This is a genomic window from Bradyrhizobium prioriisuperbiae (assembly GCF_032397745.1).
GTDB classification, from domain to species: domain Bacteria; phylum Pseudomonadota; class Alphaproteobacteria; order Rhizobiales; family Xanthobacteraceae; genus Bradyrhizobium_A; species Bradyrhizobium_A prioriisuperbiae.
Genome location: NZ_CP135921.1, coordinates 3,988,268 through 4,014,032, shown reverse-complemented (window position 1 = coordinate 4,014,032; position 25,765 = coordinate 3,988,268). Strand labels below are relative to the sequence as shown.

Genomic DNA, 25,765 nt, shown 5'->3' with positions numbered 1-25,765 from the left:
ACGAAGCCGGGCTTGGAAAAAGCCCGGCTTTTTCGTGCCGACGCATATTTACGCGCCAGACGCATATTCAAGAACGACCATGACTTCAGAATCGGGACTCATTTTCATGGCCAAAAAGCCCAAACTTCGAACGACAACACCCTTCATCGGCCAGATCTTCGAGAAAATTGCCCCGAAAATCGGAGCAAAAGTTCTCATCGAGCCGGACTGGCGGATTGCCGGACAGATCACGTTCAAGAACGGCCGCCGATGCTATTTCAGACACAACACCATCGACATTAATTCGCTTGGCGCATCCGACATAGCCAAGGACAAGGACTACGCAAACTTCTTTATGGCACAGATGGGATACTCCGTTGTCCCCGGCCGCGCGTTTTTCTCCGAGAAGTGGTGTGAGGCGATTCGTTCACGATTGAATATCGACGCCGCGTACCGCTACGCGGTCAAGATCGGTTTTCCCGTCGTGGTCAAACCCAACAGTGGCAGCCAGGGCAAGAACGTCTACAAAGTTTACACAAAACGCGAATTTTATCGGTCCCTGCGCGCGATCTTCAAGGAGGATCGCGTCGCTTTGGTGCAGCCCGCGGTGACGGGCAACGATTATCGCGTGGTGGTGCTGGACGACAAGATCATCTCCGCCTATCAGCGCGTCCCGCTCAACGTGACCGGAGATGGCTCCAAAACCATTCGACAATTGCTGCGCGTCAAACAGCGCAGCTTCGTCGCCTCGAGCAGAGACACGCGACTGCGGCCGCAAGATCCACGAATCAAGGATTATCTGAAGCGGCAGCATCTCACGTTCGCGTCCGTTCCCCGCAGGGGCGACACGATTACTCTCCTGGCCAATGCCAATCTATCATCCGGAGGCGACTCAATCGATGTCACCAAGAAAATTCATCCGGACTTCGCCAAGCTGACGATCCGTCTGACCAAGGACATGGGACTTCGGCTGTGCGGCGTCGACCTCATGATCAACGGCAGCATCGCGGAACGGCCGGATAAGTTTTGGATTTTGGAAATCAATTCGGCGCCTGGCCTCGACCATTATGCGCGCAGCGGCCGGTCTCAGCAGACCATCGTCGAGGCGCTCTATTTGAAGGTCCTGCAGAGCATGGGACAACGCCGCTCATAGCGACATCGCGCCGGCTCACCCAAACCTCGCCCGCGACCGTTCCCTTGCCTTCTCCGCCTCGACCTCGCGATCCCTGGCCGGCGCCTGGGTGTGCAGCGAATTCAGCAGCCGCCGCGCGGCGTCGCTGACCTCGATGATGGCGCGGTTGAACGCCTCGGTATTCTCCTGCGAGGGCTTGTTGAAGCCGGACAGCTTGCGCACGAACTGCAGCGCCGAGGCGTGGATCTCCTCCCGTGTCGCGGGAGGCTCGAAATTAAACAGGGTCTTGATGTTCCGGCACATCGGCGCCTCCTGCATTGATCGTTCCAGGCAACATAATCAGGCCCGGATGGCCTCGCAACTCGGGCTCCGCGCATGCTGTCGCCTCTTCCGCGCACATGCGCCTCTTGCGCCCTCCGGTTCCGATGCTACCCTCCGTGCAAGCCAACCCGCTTCGCGGAGCGCATATGACCGACCTCGCCATGCCTGACCTCGCCACGTCCGATCTCGCCAAGATCTATCCACCACCGACCGAGCGGGTGATCGCCAAGCAGCGCCCGGCCATCGACGAGCACGCCGCGAAGTTCATCGCCATGTCGCCGTTCTGCGTGCTCGCCACCAGCGGCCCCGATGGCACCGTCGATGCCTCGCCGCGCGGCGGCGGCGTGGGCTTCGTCCATGTCAACGGCGAGCATGAACTGTTGATGCCCGACCGCGCCGGCAACAACCGGATCGACAGCTTCAAGAACATCCTTGCCGGCAGCGGCTATGTGCAACTGATCTTCTTTGTCCCCGGCATCGACGAGACGCTGCGGGTCGGCGGCCACGGCACCGTGTCGGCAGAGCCGAAGCTGCTGGCGGCGATGGAGGAGTTCGGCAAATTGCCGCGCGCGGTGCTGCGCGTCGCCGTGCGCGAGGCTTATCTGCATTGTGGCAAGGCGCTGATGCGCTCGAAACTCTGGTCGCCGGACAGCCGGGTCGAACGCGCCGTTTATCCCAGCATCGCCGAAGTCATCCACGCCCAGACCTCGCTTGGCGCGCCGGAGCCGCAGGCCGAGGTCGAGGCGCGTTACAAGACGCAGCTCTGATCGCCAACGATGGCCGCAACGTCGGACCCCGCACCATCCTCTGATCGTGCGCGCGCAATAATGCGCTGGATCATCGCGGCATTTTATACGGCCGCGGCCATCGCCCATCTGGTCGCGCCGGACAAACTGCTGTCGATCACGCCGTCATGGGTGCCGTTCGCGCCGCAGGTGATTTTCCTCACCGGCCTGTTCGAGATCGCCGCCTCCGCGGCGCTCGTCACCGGAACGTTGCGCTCCTGGGCCGGCATCGCCATGGCGGTCTACGCCGTCTGTGTCTGGCCGGCCAACATCAAGCACGCGGTCGACGGCATCGACCTGCCTTACATCACCAACAGCTGGCTTTATCATGGGCCGCGAATCGCGTTGCAGCCGGTGATCGCCTGGTGGGCCCTGTACGGCGCAGGCGTCATCAACTGGCCGTGGCGGCGATAATTCGTGGCAGGAAAGTGCATTGATATGGCGCGGTCTTCGGCTGTTGTCCCCACTTGCGGCCACAGCCTGAATTGAACCCGTCATAGTCCCTCTGATAAGAGACCCCATCCACACCGTGCGGAGGTGAGACATGGCAGACGACGACATCACAGGGCGCGCAGGCCGAGCCGGCCCGCAGGGCAAACCCGGGCCGAAGGGCCCGCCCGGAAATGCCGGTTCGCCGGGCAAGCCCGGTCCGCAAGGTCATATCGGCAAGCGTGGCCCCGACGGCGTGCGCGGCAAGGAAGGCCCGCAAGGCAAGGCGGGAGCTCAGGGCGCGCCCGGCCCCCTGGGCAAACGCGGCGAAGCCGGCCCGCAAGGCGCCGCCGGCAAGCCAGGCGCGGCCGGAAAAGATGGCAAGGACGGCAAGCCCGGACCGAATGGCGCGCCGGGGGCAGCCGGCCCGCAAGGTGAGCGCGGCCTACGTGGCGAGGCGGGTCCGCAGGGCCCCGCCGGCACGCTGCCGCCGGTCGAGCAGATCATCCCCTGGCTGCATCTCCTCTTCAAGGAGTGGGACGCCTACCGCAAGGCCGAGGAACAGCGGGAACGCGACGAGCGTGAAGCCGTGGAACGCGAGGCCCGCGAGCGCGAAGAAGCCGAGCGCGCGGCGCTGGCGGAGGCCGAAGCCGCCTTGCACGAAGACGACGAGGATGACGCCGAGGACGATGATGACGAGCGTCACGGCAAGAAGAAAAAGCGGAAGCACAAGAAGGACAAGTGAGCGCTTCGTCATATTCAGCGTCATCCGCGGGCTTGACCCGCGGATCCAGCTTAAGCCTTCAATTCGCGCTATGACTCTGTCGAAAAAAGCTGGATTGCCGGGTCAAGCCCGGCAATGACGGAGTCGATACCGAAAGGCATTCGCCGATAACGCTTGCAAGCAACGATCGTCGTCACCCCTCACTTATACTTCGCATCCCGCTCCAGCAACTCGATCGAAATCCCCTGCGGTCCGCGGATGAAGCAGATGCGGATGCCCGGACGGATGTTGTAGGGCTCCGCGGTGAAGGTGACGCCCTTCGCCTTCAGGCCGGCCGCCACATCGTCGATATCCACCACCGCGAGCCCGAAATGATCGAGGCCCTGGTGCGGCGTCACCGGCGGCGGATTGACGCCGTCGCCCGAGGCCACCGGCGCAAGAAAGATCATTCCACCACCAAGCTTCAGATCGGTGCGGCTGGGAGAGCGGATGATCTCCGCGCCCAGCATGGTTTCAAACCATTGTGCCGTCGCCTCTACATCCGGCGTGCGCAGGTGAATGTGGTCCCATTTGATCTTCGGGGCCGTATCGGGCATCGGTTGGTCTCCGTGTTCTCTTATTGAGCGCCGCTTGATAGCATCCAATCGCGACGGGTGGAATTTCGAATTCGAGACACTGGGTCGAGGAGACAAACCAATGCAGACGCTGATCCCTCTTGCAGAGACCATTGCCGCGCGGCTGATCGAGCGCGGTGAAACCGTTGGCGTCGGCGAATCCTCCACCGGCGGGCTGATTTCGGCGGCCCTGCTCGCGGTATCAGGCGCCTCGGCGTATTTCCGCGGCGGCGGCGTGATCTATACGCCGCGCGCCCGCGCCGCCCTGGTCAACATCACCAAGGAGGAGATGGAGGGCATCCGCGCCGCGAGCGAGCCCTATGCCCTGCTGCTGGCGCGCAAGACAAGGGATCTGCTCGGCAGCACCTGGGGCCTGAGTGAAACCGGCGCCACCGGCCCGACCGGCAACCGCTATGGCGACGCCGCCGGACATTCCTGCACCGCGGTGGTGGGCGGTCCTGAAGGACAACTTGGCGAGCGGGTCATGACCATCGAGACCGGCAGCGCCGACCGACAGGCCAACATGCGCACCTTCGCGCTGCGGGCGCTCGAGCAGTTTGCGGATGTAATCGGGGCGCCGCGCTGACGAAGCTGACAGTCCGTAGCCCGGATGAGCGAAGCGACATCCGGGATTTTCCCACCGAGGTCACCCCGGATATCGCTCCGCTCATCCGGGCTACACGTGGAAATTTCTCGCCATCGCGCGATGCGAAGTGCTGCTGCGCCGCTTATATGTGCCTTCAACGAATTCCACGGAACCTGGATCCCCATGCCCGATACACCCTCCCTCACCCCGCCCCTCGCCGAGCGACGCCCCCACACCGTGGTCCATCACGGCATCAGCGTGAGCGACGACTATGCGTGGCTGAAGGATGCCAACTGGCAGAAGGTGCTGCAGGATCCCACCGTGCTCGCGCCTGATATCCGCGGTTATCTCGAAGCGGAGAACGCCTATGCCGAGAGCCTGCTCGGCACGACATCCGCCCTGCAGAAGACCCTGGTGGCGGAGATGCGGGGGCGCATCAAGGAGGACGATTCCACCGTCCCCTCCCCCGATGGACCGTTCGCCTACTTCCGCAAATTCCGCGACGGCGGCCAGCATCCGCTGTTCGCGCGTGAGCCGCGCGCAGGCGGCGACGGCCATGTCATCCTTGATGGCGACGCGCTTGCCGCACAATCCAAATTCTTCCAGTTCGGCGGCGCACGGCATTCGCCGGATCACGCGCTGGAGGCCTGGAGCGCGGACATCAAGGGTTCGGAATATTTCACCATCCGCGTCCGCGACTGGGCGACCGGCCAAGATCTCGACGACATCGTCGAGGACACCGACGGCGGCGTGGTGTGGGCCGCGGATTCCAAAGCCTTCTATTATGTCAAACTCGACGACAACCATCGCCCGATGCAGGTCTATCGCCATCGCCTCGGCACCGCCCAGGCGGACGACGCTCTAGTCTATGAGGAACAGGATTCCGGCTGGTTCACCCATCTGCATGAGAGCGCCAGCGGCCGCTTCTGTGTCATCGCCGGCGGCGACCACGAAACCTCCGAGCAGCGCTTGATCGATCTCAGCGTCCCCGACGCACAGCCGCGCCTGGTCGCGGCGCGCGAGGACGGCGTGCAATATTCGCTGGCCGACCGCGGCGACGAGCTGTTCTTCCTCACCAATGCCGACAACGCCATCGACTTCAAGATCGTGACCGCGCCGCTCGCAAGCCCCGAGCGCGCCAACTGGCGCGATCTCGTTCCACATCGCGTGGGCGTCTACGTGCTCGACATCGAACTCTATGCCGGCCATCTGGTCCGGCTGGAGCGCCGGAACGCGCTGCCGTCGATCGTCATCCGCGATCTCGCTGGCGGCGACGAACATGCCATCGCCTTCGACGAGGCGGCCTATTCGCTCGACACCATGGGCGGCTACGAATTCGACACCACCAATCTGCGCTTCGGCTATTCGTCGATGACGACGCCCTCGGAGGTGTTCGACTACGACATGGTGACGCGTGAGCGTAGCTTGCGCAAACGCCAGGACATCCCCTCCGGCCACGATCCGGCCGACTATGTCACCACCCGCATCATGGCGACCGCGCAGGACGGCGCGGAGGTGCCGGTGTCGATCCTGCATCGCCGCGATCTCGTGCGCGACGGCCAGGCGCCGCTGCTGCTCTATGGCTACGGCTCCTATGGCCACGCCATTCCGGCCTCGTTTTCCGCCAACCGGCTGTCGCTGGTCGACCGCGGCCTTGTCTATGCCATCGCACATATCCGTGGTGGCTCCGACAAGGGCTGGCAATGGTATCTCGACGGCAAGCGCGAGTTGAAGACCAACACCTTCGATGATTTCGCAGCCGCGGGCCGCGCCCTGATCGCCGCGAACTATACCTCGGCGAAGAAGATCGTCGGCCACGGCGGCAGCGCCGGCGGCATGCTGATGGGCGCCGTCGCCAACCGCGCCGGCGAACTGTTCGCCGGCATCGTGGCCGAGGTGCCGTTCGTCGACGTGCTGAACACCATGCTCGACGACACCCTGCCGCTGACGCCACCGGAATGGCCGGAGTGGGGCAATCCGATCGCCGACGAAAAGGCCTTCCGTACCATCCTGTCCTATTCGCCCTACGACAACGTTGCCGCGACGACCTATCCCGCCATCCTGGCAATGGGCGGGCTGACCGACCCGCGCGTGACCTATTGGGAGCCGGCGAAATGGATTGCGCGGCTGCGCGCCAGCATGACCGGCGGCGGCCCGGTGCTGCTGCGCACCAACATGGACGCCGGCCATGGCGGCGCATCCGGCCGTTTCAATCGACTGGATGAAGTCGCGCTGGCTTATGCCTTCGCTCTGTGGGTGACGGGACGCGCGCAAGCGTGATCATAACACCGACGAATTACACAGGCGCGTTGGTAATCGATAGTCATCGTTTCGCCAACGCTCGATCTGCGTTACACTTCTGTGACTGAGATTCGCCGCAACACACGGGCGCGATCATCGCCCTCGGCGGACGTCGTAAGCGATGTCTCTATTTGAGAAAGTTCTCTTTTGAGAAAGTTCTCTTTTAAGGGACGTTTTACTGCGGAGTCAGGCGCCGAAGACGGTGCGTAGGTAGCTAGTCAGTAACAATATCTTCGCCCTCGTGCGGCCGGCGTTCTGTGGAGGAACGCGGATGGTGTCGCGACGCAGACGATGGCTGGCCCCGCTCGGCAGCCTTGCTTTACTGATGGTGTTATCGGCAGCGCCGCCATCGACATCCCTTGCGGTCGATCGCGGACAATTCGAAAACGTCCCCGACAACATCCGCTCCTGGTTCAAGAGCGTGCGCAGTCCCACCGGCGTTCCCTGCTGCGATATTTCCGACGGCCATCGCACCGAATACGACGTGCGCAGCGGCAACTACTGGGTGCCGATCGACGGCCAATGGATGCAGGTGCCGGACAAGGCCATCATCCGCGATGGCGGCAACCCGGTCGGTGAGGCCGTGGTCTGGTACGTCAAGCACAGCGGCAACATCATCATCAGCTGCTTTGTGCCGGCGGATGCGGCGTGAGGATTTTGAAATCCCGCATATCATCCCCACACCGTCATTGCCGGGCTTGACCCGGCAATCCAGCTTTCTTTGGAGAAGCTCTTAAGCTGGATCACCGGGTCAAGCCCGGTGATGACGCTGAATGTGATGAGCCGCTTTCGCTCGAGTCATGTTTTCGGATGAGAAGCAGGATCAACAAAAAGCCCGGCTGACACTCTGCCAGCCGGGCTCCGCGCAAACCGTATCCATCCAAACTCAGTCGTGGTCGAGTTCGCCGATGTGATGCTGCGAGTACAGCTCGACGCCGATCCGTTTGACCAGCTCGATCTGGGTCTCGAGGAAGTCGATGTGGCTTTCCTCGTCCTTCATCAGTTTCTCGAAGATGTCGCGGGTGACGTAGTCCTTGGCGGCATGGCAGTGCGTCGCCGCCTTTTCATAGAGCGCGCGGGCCGAGTATTCGGCCTTCAGGTCGCAATCCAGCACTTCCTTGACGTCCTGGCCGATGTGCAAGGGATCGAGCACCTGCATGTTGGGGAAACCGTCCAGGAAGATGATCCGGTCGATCAGCTTGTCGGCGTGCTGCATTTCCTCGATCGATTCCGCCCGCCACTTCTTGGCGAGGTCCTTGAGGCCCCAGTTTTCCAGCAGGCGGTAGTGCAGCCAGTACTGGTTCACGGCCGTCAGCTCATGGCGGAGCGCCTTGTTGAGAAAATCGATGACTTTGGGATCGCCCTTCATGGTGCCGGTTCCTTATCCGCGGCGCTGACGGGGCGCCGAATTCAATTTAGAATGCTTCTAAATCAGAATGGAGAGGCCGGCAAGCCTCGCGCGCACAAACCCGCGTGATTGTTCCTGACATGGGGATAGGTCGGCTGGAGAGATAAGCAAACAGTTACGCCTGGAGCGCGATAACCATCTGATCAAGCTCAGCTTTCATGTGCTCGATGGGAGCATGAGCACCGCTGTGCGGGCAGCCCGAGCAACATTCCTTGGCGCAGGCACCCAGCGCATCCTTCATGATCTTCTGGATGGTTCGCGCGCAGCGGCCACACTGGGCGCTGCAGCCGAGACAGCCATACACCTGCCGGGCAGTGCGCGGCAGGTCGCCCGACCCACTCATGGCTGAGCGTACGTCGTCGTCGGTCAGGACATTGCAGGAGCAAACGATCATGAAAGAAGACAGATCCGGCTGTGATGCTGCCCTTTTCGATATTGAAGCCCCCGCCCGGATGCAAAAGGAAAAGCTGCTGTTTCAAGCTATTCCAAACTGGCTAAAAACCGCCGTTTTAAGTTTGGAACGACTCTAAAATAGCTTCAAACAAGGGTTAAAGCGGTTTCGCAGACCGCGCCGCAAGGTCTCTGATTCAGGCCTTGTCGCCGACCCATTTCGCCCGCCATTTCGGCGCGGCAAACGGCTCGGCGAAATACAGGGTTTCGTGGATCACCTTGCCGTCCCGGAACTCCATCATGCTGACGACCAGTTCCGGATCGCCGTCGAAGGTGGTGGTGCACTCGCTGACCCACAGATCGCCCTGCCCGACAATGCTGCGGATCTGGATCGAGGCATGATGCGGCTCGGCAGCACGGCTCTCGCGGATATTGTCTCGCCCCGTGATGCGCTCACCCGACTGCGGAAAGTCCAAGGTGGCGTTGTCGCGATAGATCTTGTGAGCCGCGTCGAGCTGGCCGGCATCGATCGCCTTCCAGTGCCGCTCGATCGCGGCGCGGATATCCACATTCTCGGCATCGTCGTCATTAACGGCTAAATCATTCATGTCGGCCTCCGCCTGCGCTGTCGCGAACGCGATCCCGCGCACATCAAGTTCAATTCAAAGTGTCGCCGCGAATCCGGCAAAACAAGGCACCGGCTAGTGTCCCGCTTCGCAAGTTCGTCACATTTTCAGCGAGCTCTGTACGAACTTGCGAAGCGATAAGGACACTAGCAAGCATATGATTCTAGGGCCCGTCCTCAATTAGAGGATTCCCCGGCAGATTATCGCGTGATTCATAGGCAGTCAGCTGATTCGGGAGCTGACAGATGCGCCGCTACGCCCTTCGGGACGATCAATGGGACAGGATCGAGGAGTTTTTACCCGGCCGCAAAGGGCACGTTGGGGTCACCGCCAAGGACAATCGGCTGTTTGTCGAGGCGGTGCTGTACCGTTATCGCGCCGGGATTCCCTGGCGGGATTTGCCGGAGCGCTTTGGCGATCCGATCAAGGTTCACACGAGGTTTTCACGCTGGGCCAAGAGCGGTGTGTGGAAGAAGTTGTTTGAGATGCTGGCGAGCGATGCCGACAATGAGTACGCGATGATCGACAGCACAATCGTGCGGGCGCATCAGCACAGTGCCGGGGCGCAAAAAAAGCGGGCGAAGACGAGGCGCTCGGGCGCAGCAAAGGCGGGTTAAGCACCAAGATTCATGCGCTCGTCGATGCGCTGGGCAATCCGCTAGGGTTCAAACTTACGCCCGGCCAGGCCCATGATTTGCAAGGCGCCGATGCTCTGCTGCCGGACATGGCGGCCAATACCTTGCTGGCAGACAAGGCCTACGATGCCGACCAGCGGGTGATCGAACCGTTACTCGCCCGGGCAAAATCGGTCGTGATCCCGCCAAGAGGCCACCGCCAAATCCAGCGCGACTTCGATAAAGACGCCTACAAGGCGCGCCATCTCATCGAGAACTTCTTCTGCAAACTCAAGCAGTATCGCGCCATCGCAACCCGCTACGATAAAACTGCGAGAAATTTCCTTGCCGCAATCCACCTCGCCGCTGCTATCATTTGGCTCAATTGAGGACAGGCCCTAGTGTGCTTTATGAATGCGAAGTTCGTGAAAGCGCCTGCCGCACGGTCGCACGAACTTCGCATTCAGCACACTAGCGAATCAAATGGCGGAACCGCTTCCCTCACGATGAATATATGGGCGAGCCATGCGCTCCGACAGCATTAAGGCGGCACAAAAGCATAGCTTGGCTGCAGTTATGTGGACAAAAAGCGGGAACCGATCGGAACGATTGCCGTTAAGGAAGTGTGACAAATTGTAACCCCACTTCCGTCACATATGGTCTATAGCACGCGGGCAGCTCAATCACATCGGTGGGATATAATGCGGCAATTGAAGATTGCATTGGTATTGTTTGTTGCCATGAGCGCGCCGCTGGCGGCTCAGGAATTTGATCAGAATTCACAGAACACCATGTCTTTGGCATCGGCCCCGGCTGCGCCGGCCGAAAAAGCCAGCAAGCCTTCGGTCTGGCGGATTGCCGCGAGCGAAGTCGCGATCGCGCGCTATCGCGCCGCGCTGAAGCTGACCGCTGCCCAGCAGAAATATTGGCCCGGGGTCGCCAGTGCGTTGCGGACGCTCGCGCGCATGGAGCGGGTGGATGAGAACGCCGTGCGCCGCGTCGCCCCCTCGATCTCGCCGCTGCTCGCCAGCCTCGACGAGAACCAGAAGCAGACCGCCATGAGCCTCGTGCAGCGCGCCGGTCTCGCGCAGTACGCCTCACTGTTCTAAGCCACCGATCAGAGCTCGCCATTATTCGCTCGGCCCGCGTCTCACGACGCGGGCCGAAGTCGTTTCAGGCGGCGGTCCTCACGAACTCTTTTCGCCGCTCATCAGCGGGCCGAACAACTCCCAGCTTTCGCCCTTGAACCGCATCATCTGCAGTTGCTCCAGCGGGCTGAAATCGGTCGGGCTGGTCTTGATCTTGGTGCCCGGCAGATAGATGCCGATCTCGAAATCGAGATTGGCGGCCTGCTTCATGATGTTCTCGCGGGTGAGATTGTCGCCGCACTGCTTGAGCACCTGCACGATGCCTTGCGCCACGCCATAACCGAACACGGTGGCACCGTCGTCCTTGTCGCCTTCGGGATAATATTTGTCCATGAACGCGCGCCAGGTGTTCATGGCGGCATCGTTGTTCCAGGTCGGATCCTTCGGATCCTTCATATAGGCTGCGCTCAGCACGCCCTGGCCGTTCTCATAGCCGGCCGGCTTCATGACGCTCGCCACCGATGCCGACACGTTGGTGACCAGGTGCACCGGCTTCCAGCCGAGCTCGCCCACCTTCTTGATGGCCTGCGCCGCGAATTTCGGCGTGGCGATGTTGATGAAGACATCCGGATTGGCCGACTTGATCTGCACGATCTGCGAATCCACCGTCGGCGACGTCACCTCGTAGGGCACCTCGCTGATGATGAGGCTGCCGGCCTTGTCGCCCAGCCCTTCCTTCAGTCCGACCAGATAGTCTTTTCCGAAATCGTCGTTCTGAAACAGGATGCCGATCTTCTTGCCGGGAAACTCCTTCAGAATGTATTTGGCGTAGACCCGCGCCTCGCCCTGATAGCTCGGCTGCCAGCCCATGGTCCACGGGAAGTTCTGCGGGTCGGCCCACTTCGCGGCTCCGGTCGAGACGAACAGCTGCGGCACTTTCTTCTGGTTCATGTATTTCTGGATCGCGGTGTTGCCCGGCGTGCCCAGCGGATTCATGATGAAGAGCACTTCATCGCTCTCCACCAGTTTGCGCGCCTGCTCCACCGTTTTGGGTGGGCTGTAGCCGTCATCATAGGAAATGAAATTGATCTTGCGGCCGTTGATGCCGCCCTGCTCGTTGATCATCCGGAAATAAGCGGCTTCCGTCTTGCCGATGGTCGCGTACGATGACGCCGGTCCGCTGTACGGCATGATATTGCCGATCTTGATCTCGGTGTCGTTGGCGCCGGTGTCGTATCGCTTCTGCGCCATCGCGACGCTGGCCGCGGAAACAAAAAGCAGTCCCGCCACCATCGCGGTTTTCAAACCATGATGCATCATCGTCCTCCCATTTTTGAACCGAGGCTCGGTGGTCTTGTGGGGCGGCTTCGAGCCATCGGACATTGGCAGATCACGTCTGCATATCGAGTATGCATGAAGCGGCAGCATCAACCAACCTGATCCAGCCTTGATGCGTTGCAACGCGCTGCGACTTAATGACAATCGGTTGCCGCCAATCATTCCGCCTCGCGGAAACAGTCCGCGCTGCTTGGCAGCCCACATCGGCTTGAACTAGGATCGCCCCTCATCCACCGATGGCCGATCGCAAAGCAATCGAAGGCCAATCAGCAAAAGCAAGAACGGGAGGCTTTCATGTCCAATCCGCGCGTCATCGCCACGGGTCTCGAATTTCCGGAAGGTCCGGTGGTAATGCCGGACGGCTCGGTGATCCTGGTGGAAATCCGGGCGCAGCGGCTGACGCGGGTGTTCCCCGACGGCCGCAAGGAGGTGATCGCCCAGATTCCCGGCGGCCCGAACGGCGCGGCACTGGGGCCGGACGGCAAGATCTATGTCTGCAACAATGGCGGCTTCAGCTGGGCACCGTCCCGCGGCATCATCATGCCGGGCGCGCCGAGCGCCTCGGAATACATCGGCGGCTCGATCCAGCGTGTCGATATCCAGAGCGGCAAGATCGAAACCCTGTTCGACAAGGTCGGCGATCATCCGCTGAAGGGGCCGAACGACCTGGTGTTCGACAGGCAGGGCGGCCTCTGGTTCACGGACCTCGGCAAGCGCCGCGCCCGGGACATGGATGTCGGCGCGTTCTATTACATGAAGCCCGGCGCCTCCGGCGTGGTCGAGGGCCACTTCGGCATGCTGCCGGCCAACGGCATCGGCCTGTCCCCCGACGAGAAGACCGTCTACGTGGCCGAGACCCCCACCGCGCGTCTGTGGGCCTTCAAGGTCGGCGAGCCCGGCGAGATCGTCCCCACCGATGTGATCTATCGCGGCGAGCGGGGCCGGCCGATCGCCGGTCTGGGCGGCTACCAGATGTTCGATTCGCTGGCGGTGGAAGCCTCCGGCAATGTCTGCGTGGCGACACTGATCAATGGCGGCATTTCAGTGATCGCCCCCGACGGCAAGCTGATCGAGCACGTGCCGACCGGCGACAACGTCACCACCAACATCGCCTTTGGCGGGCCGGAGCTGAAAACCGCCTACATCACTTTGTCGGGCAAGGGCGAACTCGTTATGATGGATTGGCCGCGCGGCGGCCTGCCGCTCAACTTCCTCAATCGCTAAACTGGATTTCTGAATGCCCTGGTTGGATCCTGTCGTGCTCGAAGGCGCCCATGCGCGCCTCGAGCCGCTGTCGCACGCCCATCATGACGGCCTTGTCGAAGCCGTCAACGACGGCGAACTCTGGAAACTCTGGTACACCGCCATTCCAAAACCGGAGGCAATGACCAAGGAGATCGACCGACGGCTGGACCTGCAGGCCAAGGGCACCATGCTGCCGTTCACGGTGAAGCAGCCCGACGGCACCATTGCCGGCGTGACCAGCTACATGAACGTCGATGCCATCAACAAGCGGGTGGAGATCGGCTCGACCTGGTATCGCAGTAACGTGCAGCGCAGCCATCTCAATACCCAATGCAAGCTGCTGCTGCTGGGACATGCGTTCGAGACCCTGGACTGCATCGCGGTGGAATTCCGCACCCACTTCTTCAACCACCAAAGCCGCCGCGCCATCGAACGCCTCGGCGCCAAACTCGACGGCATCCTGCGCAGCCACCTGATCGTCAACGGCACGCTGCGCGACACCGTGGTCTACAGCATCACCGCGGCCGAGTGGCCGACGGTGAAGGGGCATTTGACGTATCAGTTGGAGAGGAAGCGGTAGCGGGAGCCGGGGCACATCGGCACCCTCTTTGTCGTTGCCGGGCTTGTCCCGGCAACCCCGCTTAGGTGTTTGGTCCCGGAGGATTGGTTGGATGGAATCGGTGTAGAACAGGGTATAGCTTTTGCGAGGGAGGCCTTGTGTCATGGAGCTGAACCTGCACGCGAATGCCGCAACCACACCGAAGACACGAGCGGTGCTCCCGTTCATGGTCCCGCCGTTCCGTGGAAGGGCCGCCGGCATGGCCCGCGCAAGGAACGGCGATGGGCCAAGGCCTGGAGCCCTGAGCAGATTGCCCGACGCTTGCCGATCGACTTCCCGGACGACGAGAGGATGCGCATCAGCCACGAAGCGATCTATCAAACCCTCTTCGTTCAGGGTCGTGGGGCGCTGAGCCGCGAGCTAACGGCCTGCTTGCGAACAGGGCGTGTGTTACGGATGCCCAGGGCGCGCGTACGCAGGCGAGGCAAGGGCTTCGTCTCGCCGGAGATTATGATCAGTGAGCGCCCTGCTGAAGCGGCCGATCGAGCGGTGCCGGGACATTGGGAGGGAGACCTTATCCTCGGTCTTGGCAGCTCGGCAATCGGCACGCTGGTCGAGCGGACGACGCGCTTCACGATGCTATTGCACCTTCCCCGGTTGGCGGGGCATGGCGAAGCTCCGCGCACGAAGAACGGGCCTGCACTCGCAGGACACGGGGCCGAGGCCGTGCGCGACGCGATCACGCGCACCATCATCACCTTGCCCGAAGAGCTGCGCCGCTCGCTAACCTGGGATCAGGGAGCCGAAATGGCTCAGCACGATCGTCTCAAGATCGATGCGGGTATCCAGGTCTACTTCTGCGACCCGCAAAGCCCTTGGCAGCGTGGCACTAACGAGAACACCAACGGTTTGTTGCGGCAGTACTTCCCGAAAGGCACAGACCTGAGCATCCACAGCGCTGACGAGATATCCGCCGTGGCAGCGGCCCTCAATGCCCGACCGAGAAAGACGTTGGGCTGGAAAACGCCGGCAGAGGCGCTTGACGAGCTGCTGTCATGAGCGGAAAACAATTCGTGTTGCGACGACTGTTTGAATCCGCCCAGTACACGCAGGCCGTTGTGATGAATGCAGCAATTCCTCTTGCACACCGGGCGTACTGCATGCCCGCGTGCGTGCGCGGGCATGACAGTTGAGGGTGTCGAGATGCTTCAATTCTTAGCGCCTATGGGGACAAGCCCGGTGATGACAATGTGGGTGGGATAACTTCAGAGCAGACGTTGCCCGCTTGTCAAAACCTACGCCGCATCCCTTCGATACAGCGTATCCACCGTCACCACGCCCACCGCGCGCGACACACACGCGCACATCTTGCGGTTTTCCTGCTTCTGGTGATCGCTGAAGAACACGTCGCGATGGTCGATCTCGCCGTCGACCTCAACCACATCGAGGGCGCAGACGCCGCATTCGCCGCGCTCGCAATCCGACATCACGTCGTGCCCTGCCTCGTTCAACACTTCCAGCATCGACTTGTTCGCCGGGATAACGACTTCGCCACCACCATTGCTGATGCGCACCCGAAACGCCTCGGTCGGCAGCAGCCCGCTCGACCCAAACGTCTCGTAGCGCAGATCCGGCAGCGGCCGGCCGGCGGCCTGCCAGCTGCGCCGCGCCGCATCCAGCAGACGCATCGGGCCGCACAGGATGGTCATGGTTTCCGCTGGCAGTTGCGCAAACGTCGCATCGAGATCGAGGCGCCCACCTTCATCGCCGGCATGCACGACGAGCCGGTCGCCGAGCAATGACGCGAGCTCGTCGAGATAAGCAGCGTCGGCGCGCGACCGCACGCAGTAATGCAGCTTGAGCGCAGCGTTGCGCCGCGCCAGTGCCGCCGCGAAACCGAAGATCGGCGTGATGCCGATGCCGCCGGCGATCAGGCAATAGCTTGGGCGCCTCCAATCCAGTTCGACCAGCGAGGTGGGATTGCTCACCTCGATGCGCGCCCCCGGCGTCAGCGCCCACATCGCGCGCGAGCCGCCGTGGCTGTCCGGCGCAAGCCGCACCGCGATGCGATAGCTGTTCGCCCCCGTCTCGCCGACCAGCGAATAGGAGCGCGTCTCCGGCTGGCCATCGATCAGAAGATTGACGTTGATGTGGCTACCGACCGGATAGGTCTCGGTGCCGGTCTTCTCGGGTCGCAGCGTGATCTCGCGAATCTGCGGCGCGACATCGCGGATCTGCTGCACGACGCACGGCGACCATGACTGGGCAAATCGCATGGTGATCTCCTCAGATGTCCGTAACCGGCGAGCGGATCAGCGCCAGCGCCGGCAGCATGTCCAGGCTGGTGCGGTTGCGCAGCGCCAGTTGCAGGTTGCGAACCGCAAGCCGCGCATGTTCGCGCATCACGGCTTCTGCGCGGGCGCCTTCCCGATTCTCGATCGCATCGACCACGATGTGATGGTGATCCTGGCCGATGATCAGATGCTGGCGCGCCTCTGTCAGCGCCGATTGGGCCATGACGAAGCCGCTTGGCGAGGCGAACGGCAGCGCCGAGGCGCGGTCGATCTGCCGGATCACCGGCGCACTGCCCGACAATTCGGCGAGCAAGGCGTGAAACCGCGCGTTCAGTGTGACATAGGACGAAAACGTCTCCACCGCGATCGGATCGAGGCGCATCAGCTCGTCCAGTTCCGCCAGGGTTTCCTTCAACGGCGCAAGGCTGCGGGCCGACACGCCGCGCTCCGCGGCAAAGCGTGCGGCGAGCCCTTCGAGGGTGCCGCGCAGCTCGATGGAATCCAGCGCGTCGCGTTCGGAAAACGCCTTCACCATGAAGCCGCCGGAGGGAATGACTTCCAGCAGACCTTCTTCCTCCAGCCGCACCAGCGCCATGCGCACCGGTGTGCGGGAGACCCCCGTGGTCTCCACGGCCTGAAGTTCGGAAATGCGTTCGCCCGAGCGCAGGCCGCCGGACAGGATCAGGTTGCGCAAGGCGAGTTGCGCGCGCACGGTTTGCGATACGGAGCGGTCGGCCTCGCGCTCGTTCATGGCGCTATTCCGCCGCCTGCAAACGCGGTGGCGAGGTCTCGCCGGCGATCATCCGGTCAATCACCCGCCGCGCCCACATCGCGCCGGCATCGATGTTGAGATTGTAGAAGACGCGATCGGGATTTTCGTCCATCGCGCGCTGCTGGGCTTCGAGGATGATCTCGTCCTGGCGGAAGATGCCGGAGACGCCCTCACGAATTTCGGTGGTCAGCTTCTGCTCGGTGAGGCGGTGGTTGCGCACGAACGCCCAGAAATAATGGCAGGTGGTCGCCGTCTCCGGCGTCATGGTGTTGAGCACATAACCGCCGACGCCCTGCGAGCGATCGCCCTCCGGCGCACCGGTTCCCGCGCGCGCCACGCCGACATCGATGTTGACGGTGCCGGGGGCCTGGAAGTGGATGATCTGCCAGCGGTCGACCAGGTCCGCCTCCGGCATCTGCATCGCCCAGAACGGCGGCGGCTCGATGCCTTTCATCCAGCGCGTCACGGTGACGGTGGTGTCGCTGTGGGTGACGTCGAACGGCGCCTCCGCCACCGCATCGTTGCCGATGCTGCCGGCGTGCACGAAGCTCTCGTGGGTGAGATCCATCAGATTGTCGACCACCAGGCGATAGTCGCATTTGGCATGGATGGTCTTGCCGTCGCCGGCCCAGGCCGGATCGTCGTTCCAGTGCATGTCCGGAACACGGGCGGGATCGGCCAGCGCCGGATCGCCCATCCACAGCCAGATGAAACGGTCGCGCTCCACCACCGGATAGGCGCGCACGCAGGCCGAGGGATTGATGGTCTCCTGCGAGGGCATGAAGGTGCAGCGGCCCTGCGCGTTGTATTTCAGGCCGTGATAGCCGCAGACCACGGTGTCGCCTTCCAGCCGCCCCTTGGACAACGGCACCAGGCGATGCCAGCAGGCGTCCTCGAGCGCGGCAACCGTGCCGTCGGCCTTGCGGTACATCACCACATGCTTGCCGCAGATGGTGCGCGGAAACAGCGCGTCCCTGATATCGACGTCCCAGGCAGCGGCGTACCAGGCGTTCATGGGAAAGGGCTGGGGCTGGGTCATGGCTGAAATCCTCCCGACGACCTCTTATTGCATCCATCATGTATACATTAAATTCGATACGCTCGCAATATCTCCAAAATTTACGGTATTATAAAACCTATATGTATACATTCGAAAAGAAAAAGCCGCCCGAAGGCGGCTTTCAATGTCGGATACCCACTTGATATGACCGGGCTCAGACCTCGCGGCGGCTGAGGAACGCCAGCCGCTCGAACAGGTGAACATCCTGCTCGTTCTTGAGCAGCGCGCCATGCAGCGGCGGGATCAGCTTGCGCGGATCGCGCTCCCGCAACGTTTCCGGCGTGATGTCTTCATTGAGCAGCAGCTTCAGCCAGTCCAGCAATTCCGAGGTCGAGGGCTTCTTCTTCAGGCCCGGCACTTCGCGCACTTCGAAGAAGATCCGCATCGCTTCCTGCACCAGCCGCTGCTTGATGCCGGGGAAATGCACGTCAACGATCCGGCCCATGGTGTCGGCATCGGGGAACTTGATGTAGTGGAAAAAGCAACGGCGCAGGAACGCGTCCGGCAATTCCTTCTCGTTGTTCGAGGTGATCATCACGATCGGCCGCTTGGCGGCGCGGATGGTCTCGCCGGTCTCGTAGACATGGAATTCCATGCGGTCGAGCTCGAGCAGCAGATCGTTGGGGAATTCGATGTCGGCCTTGTCGATCTCGTCGATCAGCAACACCGGGCGCTGCTCGGAGGTAAAGGCGTCCCACACCTTGCCGCGCTTGATGTAGTTGCCGATGTCGGACACCCGGGGATCGCCGAGCTGGCTGTCGCGCAGCCGCGACACCGCGTCGTATTCATAAAGGCCCTGCTGCGCCTTGGTGGTGGACTTGATGTGCCAGGTCAGGAGCGGCGCGTTCAGCGCCTTGGCGACTTCCTCGGCCAGCACCGTCTTGCCGGTGCCCGGCTCGCCTTTCACCAGCAACGGACGTTCAAGCACGATGGCCGCATTGACGGCGATCTTGAGGTCATCGGTCGCAACGTAATCCTTGGTGCCGGTAAATTTCATCGAAAGTCCGCCTCGCTTCTGCACACATGAAACGACCGCCGTCGCGGCGGTCGTCCCAACCTGAAAACACCCGTCACGCGCGTCTGATGAACGACAGAATGACGAGAACGATGATGCCGCCGATCGCAGCGTTGATGATTTCGGCGACAATGCCGCCGCCCAGATAGATGCCGAGCCGGGGCAACAGCCAGCCCGCCACCACGGCACCGATGATGCCGACGATGATATTGCCAAGCAGGCCGAAGCCTGCGCCCTTGACGATGAGCCCCGCAAGCCAACCCGCGATGGCACCGACGATAAGCCAAACAATGATACCCATCAGCCAATCCCCCTTCTGTTTCAAACGCCCGTATGCAAATCCAGCGCCCGGACGGATCGCCCAACAGACTGACTTTAGTTGAAAAACCGGGCTGGTCCAGACCACAGCCGCCCTTGTGTCGCCAAAACATGCCAGCCTTGCCGGGCGTCGCCGACAGGCAATAATCCCGCCGGGGCGCTTGACGGCAGGCCCTTCACGGGCAAACTGCCATTCATGTTCTTGCAATTCTTCACATCTCTCCGCGATGCGCAGGTCCCCGTGACCCTGCGCGAATATCTGACCCTGATCGAGGCGCTGAACGCCGACCTCGCCGAACAGACAGTGGAGAATTTCTATTATCTGTCCCGCGCCTCGCTGGTGAAGGACGAGCGCAATCTCGACAAGTTCGACCGCGTGTTCGGCGCCACCTTCAAGGGGCTTGAGAGCCTGCTCGACGCCATGGAGAAGGCCGACATTCCGGCGGAATGGCTGAAGAAGCTCGCCGAGAAATACCTGACCGAGGAAGAGAAGAAGCAAATCGAGGCCATGGGCTGGGACAAGCTCATGGAGACGCTGCGCGAGCGCCTGAAGGAACAGAAGGGCCGGCATCAGGGCGGCAACAAGTGGATCGGCACCGGCGGCACCTCGCCGTTCGGCGCACACGGCTACAATCCCGAAGGCATCCGCATCGGCCAGGAGACAAACCGCAACTTCCGCGCGGTGAAGGTGTGGGACCGCCGCGAGTTCAAGGATCTCGACGGCAATGTCGAGCTCGGCATCCGCAACATCAAGGTGGCGCTGCGGCGGCTGCGCAAGTTTGCCCGCACCGGTGCGCCGGACGAGCTCGATCTCGACACCACCATCAAGGAAACCGCCAACCACGGCTATCTCGATGTCCACATGCGCCCGGAGCGGCGCAACGCGGTGAAGGTTCTCATCTTCTTCGACAACGGCGGCTCGATGGATTCCCACATCAAGCAGGTGGAGGAGCTGTTCTCGGCGGCGAAGACCGAGTTCAAGCACATGGAATATTTCTACTTCCACAACTGCCTCTATGAAGGCGTGTGGAAGAACAACAAGCGCCGCTTCACCGACCGCACACCAACCTGGGACGTGCTGCACAAGTATCCGCACGACTACAAGATCGTGTTCGTCGGCGACGCCTCGATGAGCCCCTATGAGATCGTGGTGCCCGGCGGCTCGGTCGAACACGTCAACGAGGAGGCAGGCTCGGTCTGGCTTGAGCGCGTGACGCGGACCTATCCGCATGCGGTCTGGCTCAACCCGGTGGCGCAGAAGCACTGGGACTATTCGGAATCCACCACCATCATCCGGCGGCTGATGTCCGATCGCATGTACCCGCTGACGCTCGAAGGCCTGGAAAACGCCATGAAGGAACTGGTGCGATAGTTCCTCGTTCGGCCAAGACGAACCCAACGTCCAAGAATCAACAAAAAGTGGAAAGCCCACCATCGATGCCCCAGACCATTCATCGCGGCTACAAGGCCCTTGTCGACGAAGCCAACGCGGAGATCGAGACCATGAGCGCGGCCGACGCCATCAAGGCGGCGCAGGGCAACGACGTGGTGATCGTCGACATCCGCGATCCGCGCGAGATCGAGCGTGACGGTCGCATCCCCGGTGCGTTCGCCTGCACCCGCGGCATGCTGGAGTTCTGGATCGATCCGGAAAGCCCCTACGCCAAGCCAGCCTTCCAGCAGGACAAGAAGTTCATCTTCCATTGCGCCGGCGGTCTGCGCTCCGCGCTTGCCGCCAAGACCGCGCAGGACATGGGTCTGAAGCCGGTCGCGCACATCGCCGGCGGCTATGCCGCCTGGCGCGATGCTGGCGGGCCGACCGAAAAGGTCGAGCCGCGCGCGCCGAAATCATAACTGGACATAACCATGACTTCGACGAACAGCACCGCGACCGACGATCCCCTCGTTTCCACGCAATGGCTGGCAGACCATCTCAACGATCCGAAGGTGCGCGTCATCGATGCGTCCTTCAAGTTGCCGGGCGTGCTGCCGCTGCCGGTGGATGATTTTCTCGCGGCCCACATTCCGGGCGCGGCGTTCTTCGACGTGGATGCCGTATCCGATCACGACAGTCCGCTGCCGCACATGTATCCCGGAGAACAACAGTTCGCGCGTGACGTCGGCGACCTCGGCATCTCCAGCGACAATCTCGTCGTCGCCTATGATTCCGGAGGCTGGATGGCCGCGCCACGCGCCTGGTGGATGTTCCTCAGCTTCGGCCACACCAACATCAAAGTGCTTGACGGCGGCCTGCAGAAATGGCGCGCAGAACACCGCCCCGTGCAGTCCGGTCCGGTGTCGCCGAAGCCCGGACAGTTCTCTGCGACCTTTAATCCGTCCTCTATCCGCAGCAAGGACCAGCTTGTCGACAACCTCGCCTCGCAGCGCGAGCAGATGATCGACGCGCGCGCACGCAATCGCTTTGCCGGCACGGTGACCGAGCCGCGTCCAGGTCTGCGCTCGGGCCACATCCCATCGAGCCTGAACCTGCCCTACAATGAGCTGATCGACGCTAGGAACGGGACGATGAAGTCGGTCGAGGAGTTGAAGCAGTTGTTCGGCAATGAGGGGCTCGACCTGGCACGCCCGGTGGTGACCAGCTGCGGCTCCGGCGTCTCTGCCGCGGTGCTGACGCTCGCGCTCTATCGCATCGGCGTGCGCGGCACGGCGCTCTATGACGGCTCCTGGACGGAATGGGGACAGGCGGACGGACCGCCGATCGCGACCGGGGCGGCTTGATCCATAGCGTTTTCGAGCGAAGTGGCGACCGGTTCGCGTTAAGAAAACGCGTCAAAAATTATCGCGGGAACGCCGCCGTGCGCTGATTGCCGAAACCGGCAAACGGATCGCTCGGTTGCATCTGCTGCTGCATCACCTGCGCCGCGGCCCTTGCTCGACTGCGTGACGCGGCCTTCTGGCGTGCGATGGCTGCCCGCTTCGCCTTGGCCGATTTTGCGGCATCTGGCGTGTCGGCTTTCGACGCCGCTTTGACATCCGTCTTGCCCGTTGGCTTTGACGCGGCCATCGCAGCCGGCGGCGCCGTCGCGACCTCCGCACTGGCGGCGGCCGGGTCGGCCAGCGCAGCGACTTTCACGTCAGGCTGAGGCAGCACCGCTTGCGGGGGCGCGCTTGCGACCGGCGCTTGCGCATCAGGTTGCGGCCGCGCGGTGACGGCCGCCACGACAGTTGGCGGATTCACAGCTGGCGGTTCGGTCGTCGTGACGGCAACTGGTGCCGCGGTCGCTTCGGTCGAGGGTACGGCTACCGGTGCAGCGACATCCGGAACGGATGCAACCGGCGTCGGTGCGCTCGACGTTGCGGCCTCCGTCGGCTCGCTCGCGTGGTCGGCTGCGGCCGATGCAGCCGCCATTTTCTCGACGTTGGTATCCTGGTCGGCAATCATTTCGACACGCAGCAGGGCCAGCGTCGCCTGACGGGCATCACGCTCCTGAGCAACCTTGGCCTCGCGGGCGTGCGCCGCCGGCAGGCTGGCGAAATCCTCGTGTGCGGCCCGCAGCAGCGCCGCGGCGCCCAGAGCAAACACCAGCACCGAGACTGACAGAACCACGGTCGCAAACAGGAAACGGAAGCCCGGCAGCATGGAGTCCTCGTCGCCTTCGCGATGCATGGACCGCGAAGATTTGGATTCAGAGCTTGGGTCAGAGGGTGAGCTGACGCGAACGCGGTACAAACTAGGGTCTGACGGCGCCAACTGGCTGCGAATCAGGCACTTTTGGAGGATAGCTCAAGCAACGATCACAGAATCATGAAAAGTGGGCCGTGGCGCGGCTGTCGCCATTCATCTGTCGGAACCGTGGCCGATAAACGCAATCTCGCAAAAAAGTCAGCGGTTTTTCGCCTGTTTTTTCAGTAATGTCTTGAATGTGCCGCTATCCTGCGCAATCAGCACATTAACCTTCCGGTGTCGGGTCGCGGGCTATAAAGGGTGATGATGGACAAACGCATTCTGACGATCTTTGCGGTCGCCGCGGCCGGCTTGGCGGGAACCTCCGCTGCGCTGGCGCAAGGCTATCCGCAGGGGGGCTACTCGCAAGGCGGGTATGCCCAAGGTCAAGCCTATACGGGCGCACCCGCCGGCTACACCCCTCCCGGAGCTTATCCGGCCGATTCCGCGTTGCCGGACTTCGACGCCATTGACGACGATGCTCCGCAGGCGCCCTCCTCGACCGCACTGTCGACACCCGGCCCGGCTCCGCGCGGCCCGGTGATGTCGCCGGACGATCCGCGTTATGGTCGCCCGAGCCCGCCGCCGGTTTATTCGAACCGCCCGGCCGATGGCGCCTATGTGAACAATCGCGCGCCTGCGCCCTCCGGCTATGGCGCCGGCTTCATCGATCCGTCCGACCGGCTGCGCCCGCCCGGCGCAATCGACGGACAGGGGGGCCAAGTGACCGGCTCGCTCAATCCGCCGCAGTCGGCACCGATGCCGCTCGGCCCCGATGGCCGGCCCAACACCGTCATGTCGCTGCCGGAAGATGAACAGCCGGAAACCGGCCCGCGCAAGGAACTGCCCGAGCGGCTGCGCCGCCAGGAAGTCAATTACGTCACCAAGGAGCCTCCGGGCACCATCATCGTCGATACGCCGAACACCCAGCTCTATTATGTGCTCGGCAACAACCGGGCGGTCCGTTATGGCGTCCGCGTCGGCCGCGATGGCTTCACTTGGACCGGCGTGCAGAAGATCACCCGCAAGGCCGAGTGGCCGGATTGGCATCCGCCACCAGAGATGATCGAGCGCCAGCCCTATCTGCCGCGCTTCATGGCCGGCGGCGACGGCAACCCGCTCGGCGCGCGCGCGATGTACCTGGGATCGACCGTCTACCGAATTCACGGCACCAACCAGCCGTCGACCATCGGTCAGTTCGTGTCGTCGGGCTGCATCGGCATGCTCAACGAAGACGTGACGGACCTGTTCGAGCGCACCAAGGTCGGCACCCGCGTCGTGGTGCTGCCGGGTGGCAAGCCGCCGATCCCGGCCGCGACCACCGCCTCCGCTGCACCAGTTCAGGGGCAGTACCAAGGGCAGTATAACGGCCAGGCCGCCGCTAACATTCCCGGCACCGGCCCCACCGTGGTGCCACCGCTGCCGGCACCGGTCACGGTGCGCTAACCGGTCCTAGTACCCGGAATCATAGCCAAGTGACACGAGCAAACACTGTACGTGCCCACCGATTCTGAATCACGTTTGATCAAAAGTGGGTACTAGGGCCCGTCCTCAATTAGAGGATTCCCCGGCAGATTATCGCGTGATTCATAGGCAGTCAGCTGATTCGGGAGCTGACAGATGCGCCGCTACGCCCTTCGGGACGATCAATGGGACAGGATCGAGGAGTTTTTGCCCGGCCGCAAAGGGCACGTTGGGGTCACCGCCAAGGACAATCGGCTGTTTGTCGAGGCGGTGCTGTACCGTTATCGCGCCGGGATTCCCTGGCGGGATTTGCCGGAGCGCTTTGGCGATCCGATCAAGGTTCACACGAGGTTTTCACGCTGGGCCAAGAGCGGTGTGTGGAAGAAGTTGTTTGAGATGCTGGCGAGCGATGCCGACAATGAGTACGCGATGATCGACAGCACAATCGTGCGGGCGCATCAGCACAGTGCCGGGGCGCAAAAAAAGCGGGCGAAGACGAGGCGCTCGGGCGCAGCAAAGGCGGGTTAAGCACCAAGATTCATGCGCTCGTCGATGCGCTGGGCAATCCGCTAGGGTTCAAACTTACGCCCGGCCAGGCCCATGATTTGCAAGGCGCCGATGCTCTGCTGCCGGACATGGCGGCCAATACCTTGCTGGCAGACAAGGCCTACGATGCCGACCAGCGGGTGATCGAACCGTTACTCGCCCGGGCAAAATCGGTCGTGATCCCGCCAAGAGGCCACCGCCAAATCCAGCGCGACTTCGATAAAGACGCCTACAAGGCGCGCCATCTCATCGAGAACTTCTTCTGCAAACTCAAGCAGTATCGCGCCATCGCAACCCGCTACGATAAAACTGCGAGAAATTTCCTTGCCGCAATCCACCTCGCCGCTGCTATCATTTGGCTCAATTGAGGACAGGCCCTAGTATCCGCGAATAAAACAAAGGCCTCCGTTTTCAGAGCGGAGGCCTTTTTCTTTGATGTTTTGTTCTTTGATGCTTTGGCGCGAAACGCCCG

29 protein-coding genes and 1 pseudogene are annotated in these 25,765 nt (G+C 62.3%); 18 read left to right on the top strand and 12 right to left on the bottom strand.

Going from position 1 to position 25,765, the window contains the following annotated elements; translation table 11 throughout:
• Positions 1–106: 106 nt before the first annotated feature.
• Complete coding sequence (locus tag RS897_RS18810; RefSeq protein WP_315838008.1) at positions 107–1,132, top strand: hypothetical protein; 1,026 nt, start codon at positions 107–109, stop codon at positions 1,130–1,132.
• Positions 1,133–1,147: 15 nt separating this feature from the next.
• On the opposite strand, the gene RS897_RS18805 is transcribed toward RS897_RS18810, so the two are convergent.
• Positions 1,148–1,414, bottom strand: a complete 267-nt coding sequence (locus RS897_RS18805) for a DUF2277 domain-containing protein (RefSeq protein ID WP_315838007.1) — start codon at positions 1,412–1,414, stop codon at positions 1,148–1,150.
• Positions 1,415–1,593: 179 nt separating this feature from the next.
• Between RS897_RS18805 and RS897_RS18800 the strand changes: the two genes are divergently transcribed.
• The 3 genes from RS897_RS18800 (at position 1,594) to RS897_RS18790 (ending at position 3,391) form a co-directional block, all read left to right on the top strand.
• Positions 1,594–2,199: an MSMEG_1061 family FMN-dependent PPOX-type flavoprotein gene (locus RS897_RS18800; protein WP_315838685.1), complete on the top strand. Its 606-nt coding sequence runs from the start codon at positions 1,594–1,596 to the stop codon at positions 2,197–2,199.
• A 60-nt stretch (positions 2,200–2,259) separates the two neighbouring features.
• Positions 2,260–2,631: a DoxX family protein gene (locus RS897_RS18795; protein ID WP_315838006.1), complete on the top strand. Its 372-nt coding sequence runs from the start codon at positions 2,260–2,262 to the stop codon at positions 2,629–2,631.
• A 130-nt stretch (positions 2,632–2,761) separates the two neighbouring features.
• Positions 2,762–3,391: a collagen-like domain-containing protein gene (locus RS897_RS18790; RefSeq protein WP_315838005.1), complete on the top strand. Its 630-nt coding sequence runs from the start codon at positions 2,762–2,764 to the stop codon at positions 3,389–3,391.
• A 179-nt stretch (positions 3,392–3,570) separates the two neighbouring features.
• Here the strand turns inward: RS897_RS18790 and RS897_RS18785 are convergent, their stop codons facing one another.
• On the bottom strand, positions 3,571–3,966 hold the full coding sequence (locus RS897_RS18785; RefSeq protein WP_315838004.1) for a VOC family protein: 396 nt from the start codon (positions 3,964–3,966) through the stop codon (positions 3,571–3,573).
• Positions 3,967–4,066: 100 nt separating this feature from the next.
• On the opposite strand from RS897_RS18785, the gene RS897_RS18780 reads away from it, so the two are divergent.
• The 3 genes from RS897_RS18780 (at position 4,067) to RS897_RS18770 (ending at position 7,523) form a co-directional block, all read left to right on the top strand.
• Complete coding sequence (locus RS897_RS18780) at positions 4,067–4,570, top strand: CinA family protein (protein ID WP_315838003.1); 504 nt, start codon at positions 4,067–4,069, stop codon at positions 4,568–4,570.
• A gap of 183 nt (positions 4,571–4,753) precedes the next feature.
• Positions 4,754–6,850 carry a S9 family peptidase gene (locus RS897_RS18775; protein ID WP_315838002.1) on the top strand — a complete coding sequence of 699 codons (2,097 nt, stop codon included), beginning with the start codon at positions 4,754–4,756 and terminating at the stop codon, positions 6,848–6,850.
• Positions 6,851–7,196: 346 nt separating this feature from the next.
• Complete coding sequence (locus RS897_RS18770; protein ID WP_315838684.1) at positions 7,197–7,523, top strand: hypothetical protein; 327 nt, start codon at positions 7,197–7,199, stop codon at positions 7,521–7,523.
• Positions 7,524–7,757: 234 nt separating this feature from the next.
• Here the strand turns inward: RS897_RS18770 and bfr are convergent, their stop codons facing one another.
• Both bfr and RS897_RS18760 read right to left on the bottom strand, forming a co-directional pair.
• Positions 7,758–8,240, bottom strand: coding sequence for a bacterioferritin (bfr, locus tag RS897_RS18765; RefSeq protein WP_315838001.1), 483 nt, complete (start codon positions 8,238–8,240; stop codon positions 7,758–7,760).
• 154 nt (positions 8,241–8,394) lie between these two features.
• A complete protein-coding gene (locus RS897_RS18760) occupies positions 8,395–8,673 on the bottom strand; it encodes a (2Fe-2S)-binding protein (protein WP_315838000.1) in 279 nt (92 codons plus the stop codon).
• On the opposite strand from RS897_RS18760, the gene RS897_RS18755 reads away from it, so the two are divergent.
• Positions 8,672–8,809 (top strand): hypothetical protein, encoded by a 138-nt coding sequence (locus RS897_RS18755; protein ID WP_315837999.1) that lies wholly within the window; start codon positions 8,672–8,674, stop codon positions 8,807–8,809. The genes RS897_RS18760 and RS897_RS18755 overlap by 2 nt on opposite strands.
• 57 nt (positions 8,810–8,866) lie before the next feature.
• Here the strand turns inward: RS897_RS18755 and RS897_RS18750 are convergent, their stop codons facing one another.
• Positions 8,867–9,277, bottom strand: a complete 411-nt coding sequence (locus RS897_RS18750) for a nuclear transport factor 2 family protein (RefSeq protein WP_315837998.1) — start codon at positions 9,275–9,277, stop codon at positions 8,867–8,869.
• Positions 9,278–9,540: 263 nt separating this feature from the next.
• Here RS897_RS18750 and RS897_RS18745 point away from each other — a divergent pair.
• A protein-coding gene (locus tag RS897_RS18745) for an IS5 family transposase (protein ID WP_315831238.1) occupies positions 9,541–10,298 on the top strand; the annotation gives its coding sequence in 2 pieces (ribosomal slippage) (positions 9,541–9,871 and positions 9,871–10,298; 759 coding nt in all).
• A 312-nt stretch (positions 10,299–10,610) separates the two neighbouring features.
• Positions 10,611–11,018 (top strand): hypothetical protein, encoded by a 408-nt coding sequence (locus RS897_RS18740; RefSeq protein ID WP_315837997.1) that lies wholly within the window; start codon positions 10,611–10,613, stop codon positions 11,016–11,018.
• Between the two features lie 78 nt (positions 11,019–11,096).
• Here the strand turns inward: RS897_RS18740 and RS897_RS18735 are convergent, their stop codons facing one another.
• Positions 11,097–12,317 carry an ABC transporter substrate-binding protein gene (locus RS897_RS18735; protein WP_407654512.1) on the bottom strand — a complete coding sequence of 407 codons (1,221 nt, stop codon included), beginning with the start codon at positions 12,315–12,317 and terminating at the stop codon, positions 11,097–11,099.
• Between the two features lie 312 nt (positions 12,318–12,629).
• Here RS897_RS18735 and RS897_RS18730 point away from each other — a divergent pair, with 312 nt between their 5' ends.
• The 3 genes and pseudogenes from RS897_RS18730 to RS897_RS18720 all read left to right on the top strand — a co-directional run.
• A complete protein-coding gene (locus tag RS897_RS18730; RefSeq protein ID WP_315837995.1) occupies positions 12,630–13,559 on the top strand; it encodes an SMP-30/gluconolactonase/LRE family protein in 930 nt (309 codons plus the stop codon).
• A 13-nt stretch (positions 13,560–13,572) separates the two neighbouring features.
• Entirely contained in the window at positions 13,573–14,160 is a 588-nt protein-coding gene (locus tag RS897_RS18725) for a GNAT family N-acetyltransferase (RefSeq protein ID WP_315837994.1), read from the top strand.
• Positions 14,161–14,367: 207 nt separating this feature from the next.
• Positions 14,368–15,198: pseudogene (locus RS897_RS18720) on the top strand (IS30 family transposase); the annotation flags it as partial.
• Positions 15,199–15,434: 236 nt separating this feature from the next.
• Here the strand turns inward: RS897_RS18720 and RS897_RS18715 are convergent.
• The 5 genes from RS897_RS18715 to RS897_RS18695 all read right to left on the bottom strand — a co-directional run bounded on the left by RS897_RS18715 (position 15,435) and on the right by RS897_RS18695 (position 19,581).
• Positions 15,435–16,415: a PDR/VanB family oxidoreductase gene (locus RS897_RS18715; protein ID WP_315837993.1), complete on the bottom strand. Its 981-nt coding sequence runs from the start codon at positions 16,413–16,415 to the stop codon at positions 15,435–15,437.
• A 10-nt stretch (positions 16,416–16,425) separates the two neighbouring features.
• Positions 16,426–17,184, bottom strand: a complete 759-nt coding sequence (locus RS897_RS18710) for a GntR family transcriptional regulator (protein ID WP_315837992.1) — start codon at positions 17,182–17,184, stop codon at positions 16,426–16,428.
• A gap of 4 nt (positions 17,185–17,188) precedes the next feature.
• Entirely contained in the window at positions 17,189–18,244 is a 1,056-nt protein-coding gene (locus RS897_RS18705; protein ID WP_315837991.1) for an aromatic ring-hydroxylating dioxygenase subunit alpha, read from the bottom strand.
• Between the two features lie 175 nt (positions 18,245–18,419).
• On the bottom strand, positions 18,420–19,262 hold the full coding sequence (locus tag RS897_RS18700; RefSeq protein WP_315837990.1) for an AAA family ATPase: 843 nt from the start codon (positions 19,260–19,262) through the stop codon (positions 18,420–18,422).
• A gap of 73 nt (positions 19,263–19,335) precedes the next feature.
• The gene (locus tag RS897_RS18695; protein WP_315838683.1) at positions 19,336–19,581 is read right to left on the bottom strand and encodes a GlsB/YeaQ/YmgE family stress response membrane protein; all 246 of its coding nucleotides are present in this window, start codon (positions 19,579–19,581) and stop codon (positions 19,336–19,338) included.
• 213 nt (positions 19,582–19,794) lie between these two features.
• Here RS897_RS18695 and RS897_RS18690 point away from each other — a divergent pair, with 213 nt between their 5' ends.
• The 3 genes from RS897_RS18690 to sseA all read left to right on the top strand — a co-directional run bounded on the left by RS897_RS18690 (position 19,795) and on the right by sseA (position 22,337).
• Positions 19,795–20,970 carry a vWA domain-containing protein gene (locus RS897_RS18690; protein WP_315837989.1) on the top strand — a complete coding sequence of 392 codons (1,176 nt, stop codon included), beginning with the start codon at positions 19,795–19,797 and terminating at the stop codon, positions 20,968–20,970.
• Between the two features lie 65 nt (positions 20,971–21,035).
• Positions 21,036–21,452 (top strand): rhodanese-like domain-containing protein, encoded by a 417-nt coding sequence (locus RS897_RS18685; protein ID WP_315837988.1) that lies wholly within the window; start codon positions 21,036–21,038, stop codon positions 21,450–21,452.
• Between the two features lie 12 nt (positions 21,453–21,464).
• On the top strand, positions 21,465–22,337 hold the full coding sequence (gene sseA / locus RS897_RS18680; protein WP_315837987.1) for a 3-mercaptopyruvate sulfurtransferase: 873 nt from the start codon (positions 21,465–21,467) through the stop codon (positions 22,335–22,337).
• Positions 22,338–22,395: 58 nt separating this feature from the next.
• On the opposite strand, the gene RS897_RS18675 is transcribed toward sseA, so the two are convergent.
• On the bottom strand, positions 22,396–23,199 hold the full coding sequence (locus RS897_RS18675) for a hypothetical protein (protein ID WP_315837986.1): 804 nt from the start codon (positions 23,197–23,199) through the stop codon (positions 22,396–22,398).
• A gap of 351 nt (positions 23,200–23,550) precedes the next feature.
• Between RS897_RS18675 and RS897_RS18670 the strand changes: the two genes are divergently transcribed.
• Together RS897_RS18670 and RS897_RS18665 are read left to right on the top strand one after the other, a co-directional pair.
• Positions 23,551–24,729: a L,D-transpeptidase family protein gene (locus RS897_RS18670; RefSeq protein WP_315837985.1), complete on the top strand. Its 1,179-nt coding sequence runs from the start codon at positions 23,551–23,553 to the stop codon at positions 24,727–24,729.
• 174 nt (positions 24,730–24,903) lie between these two features.
• A protein-coding gene (locus tag RS897_RS18665; protein ID WP_315831238.1) for an IS5 family transposase occupies positions 24,904–25,661 on the top strand; the annotation gives its coding sequence in 2 pieces (ribosomal slippage) (positions 24,904–25,234 and positions 25,234–25,661; 759 coding nt in all).
• Positions 25,662–25,765 lie beyond the last annotated feature (104 nt).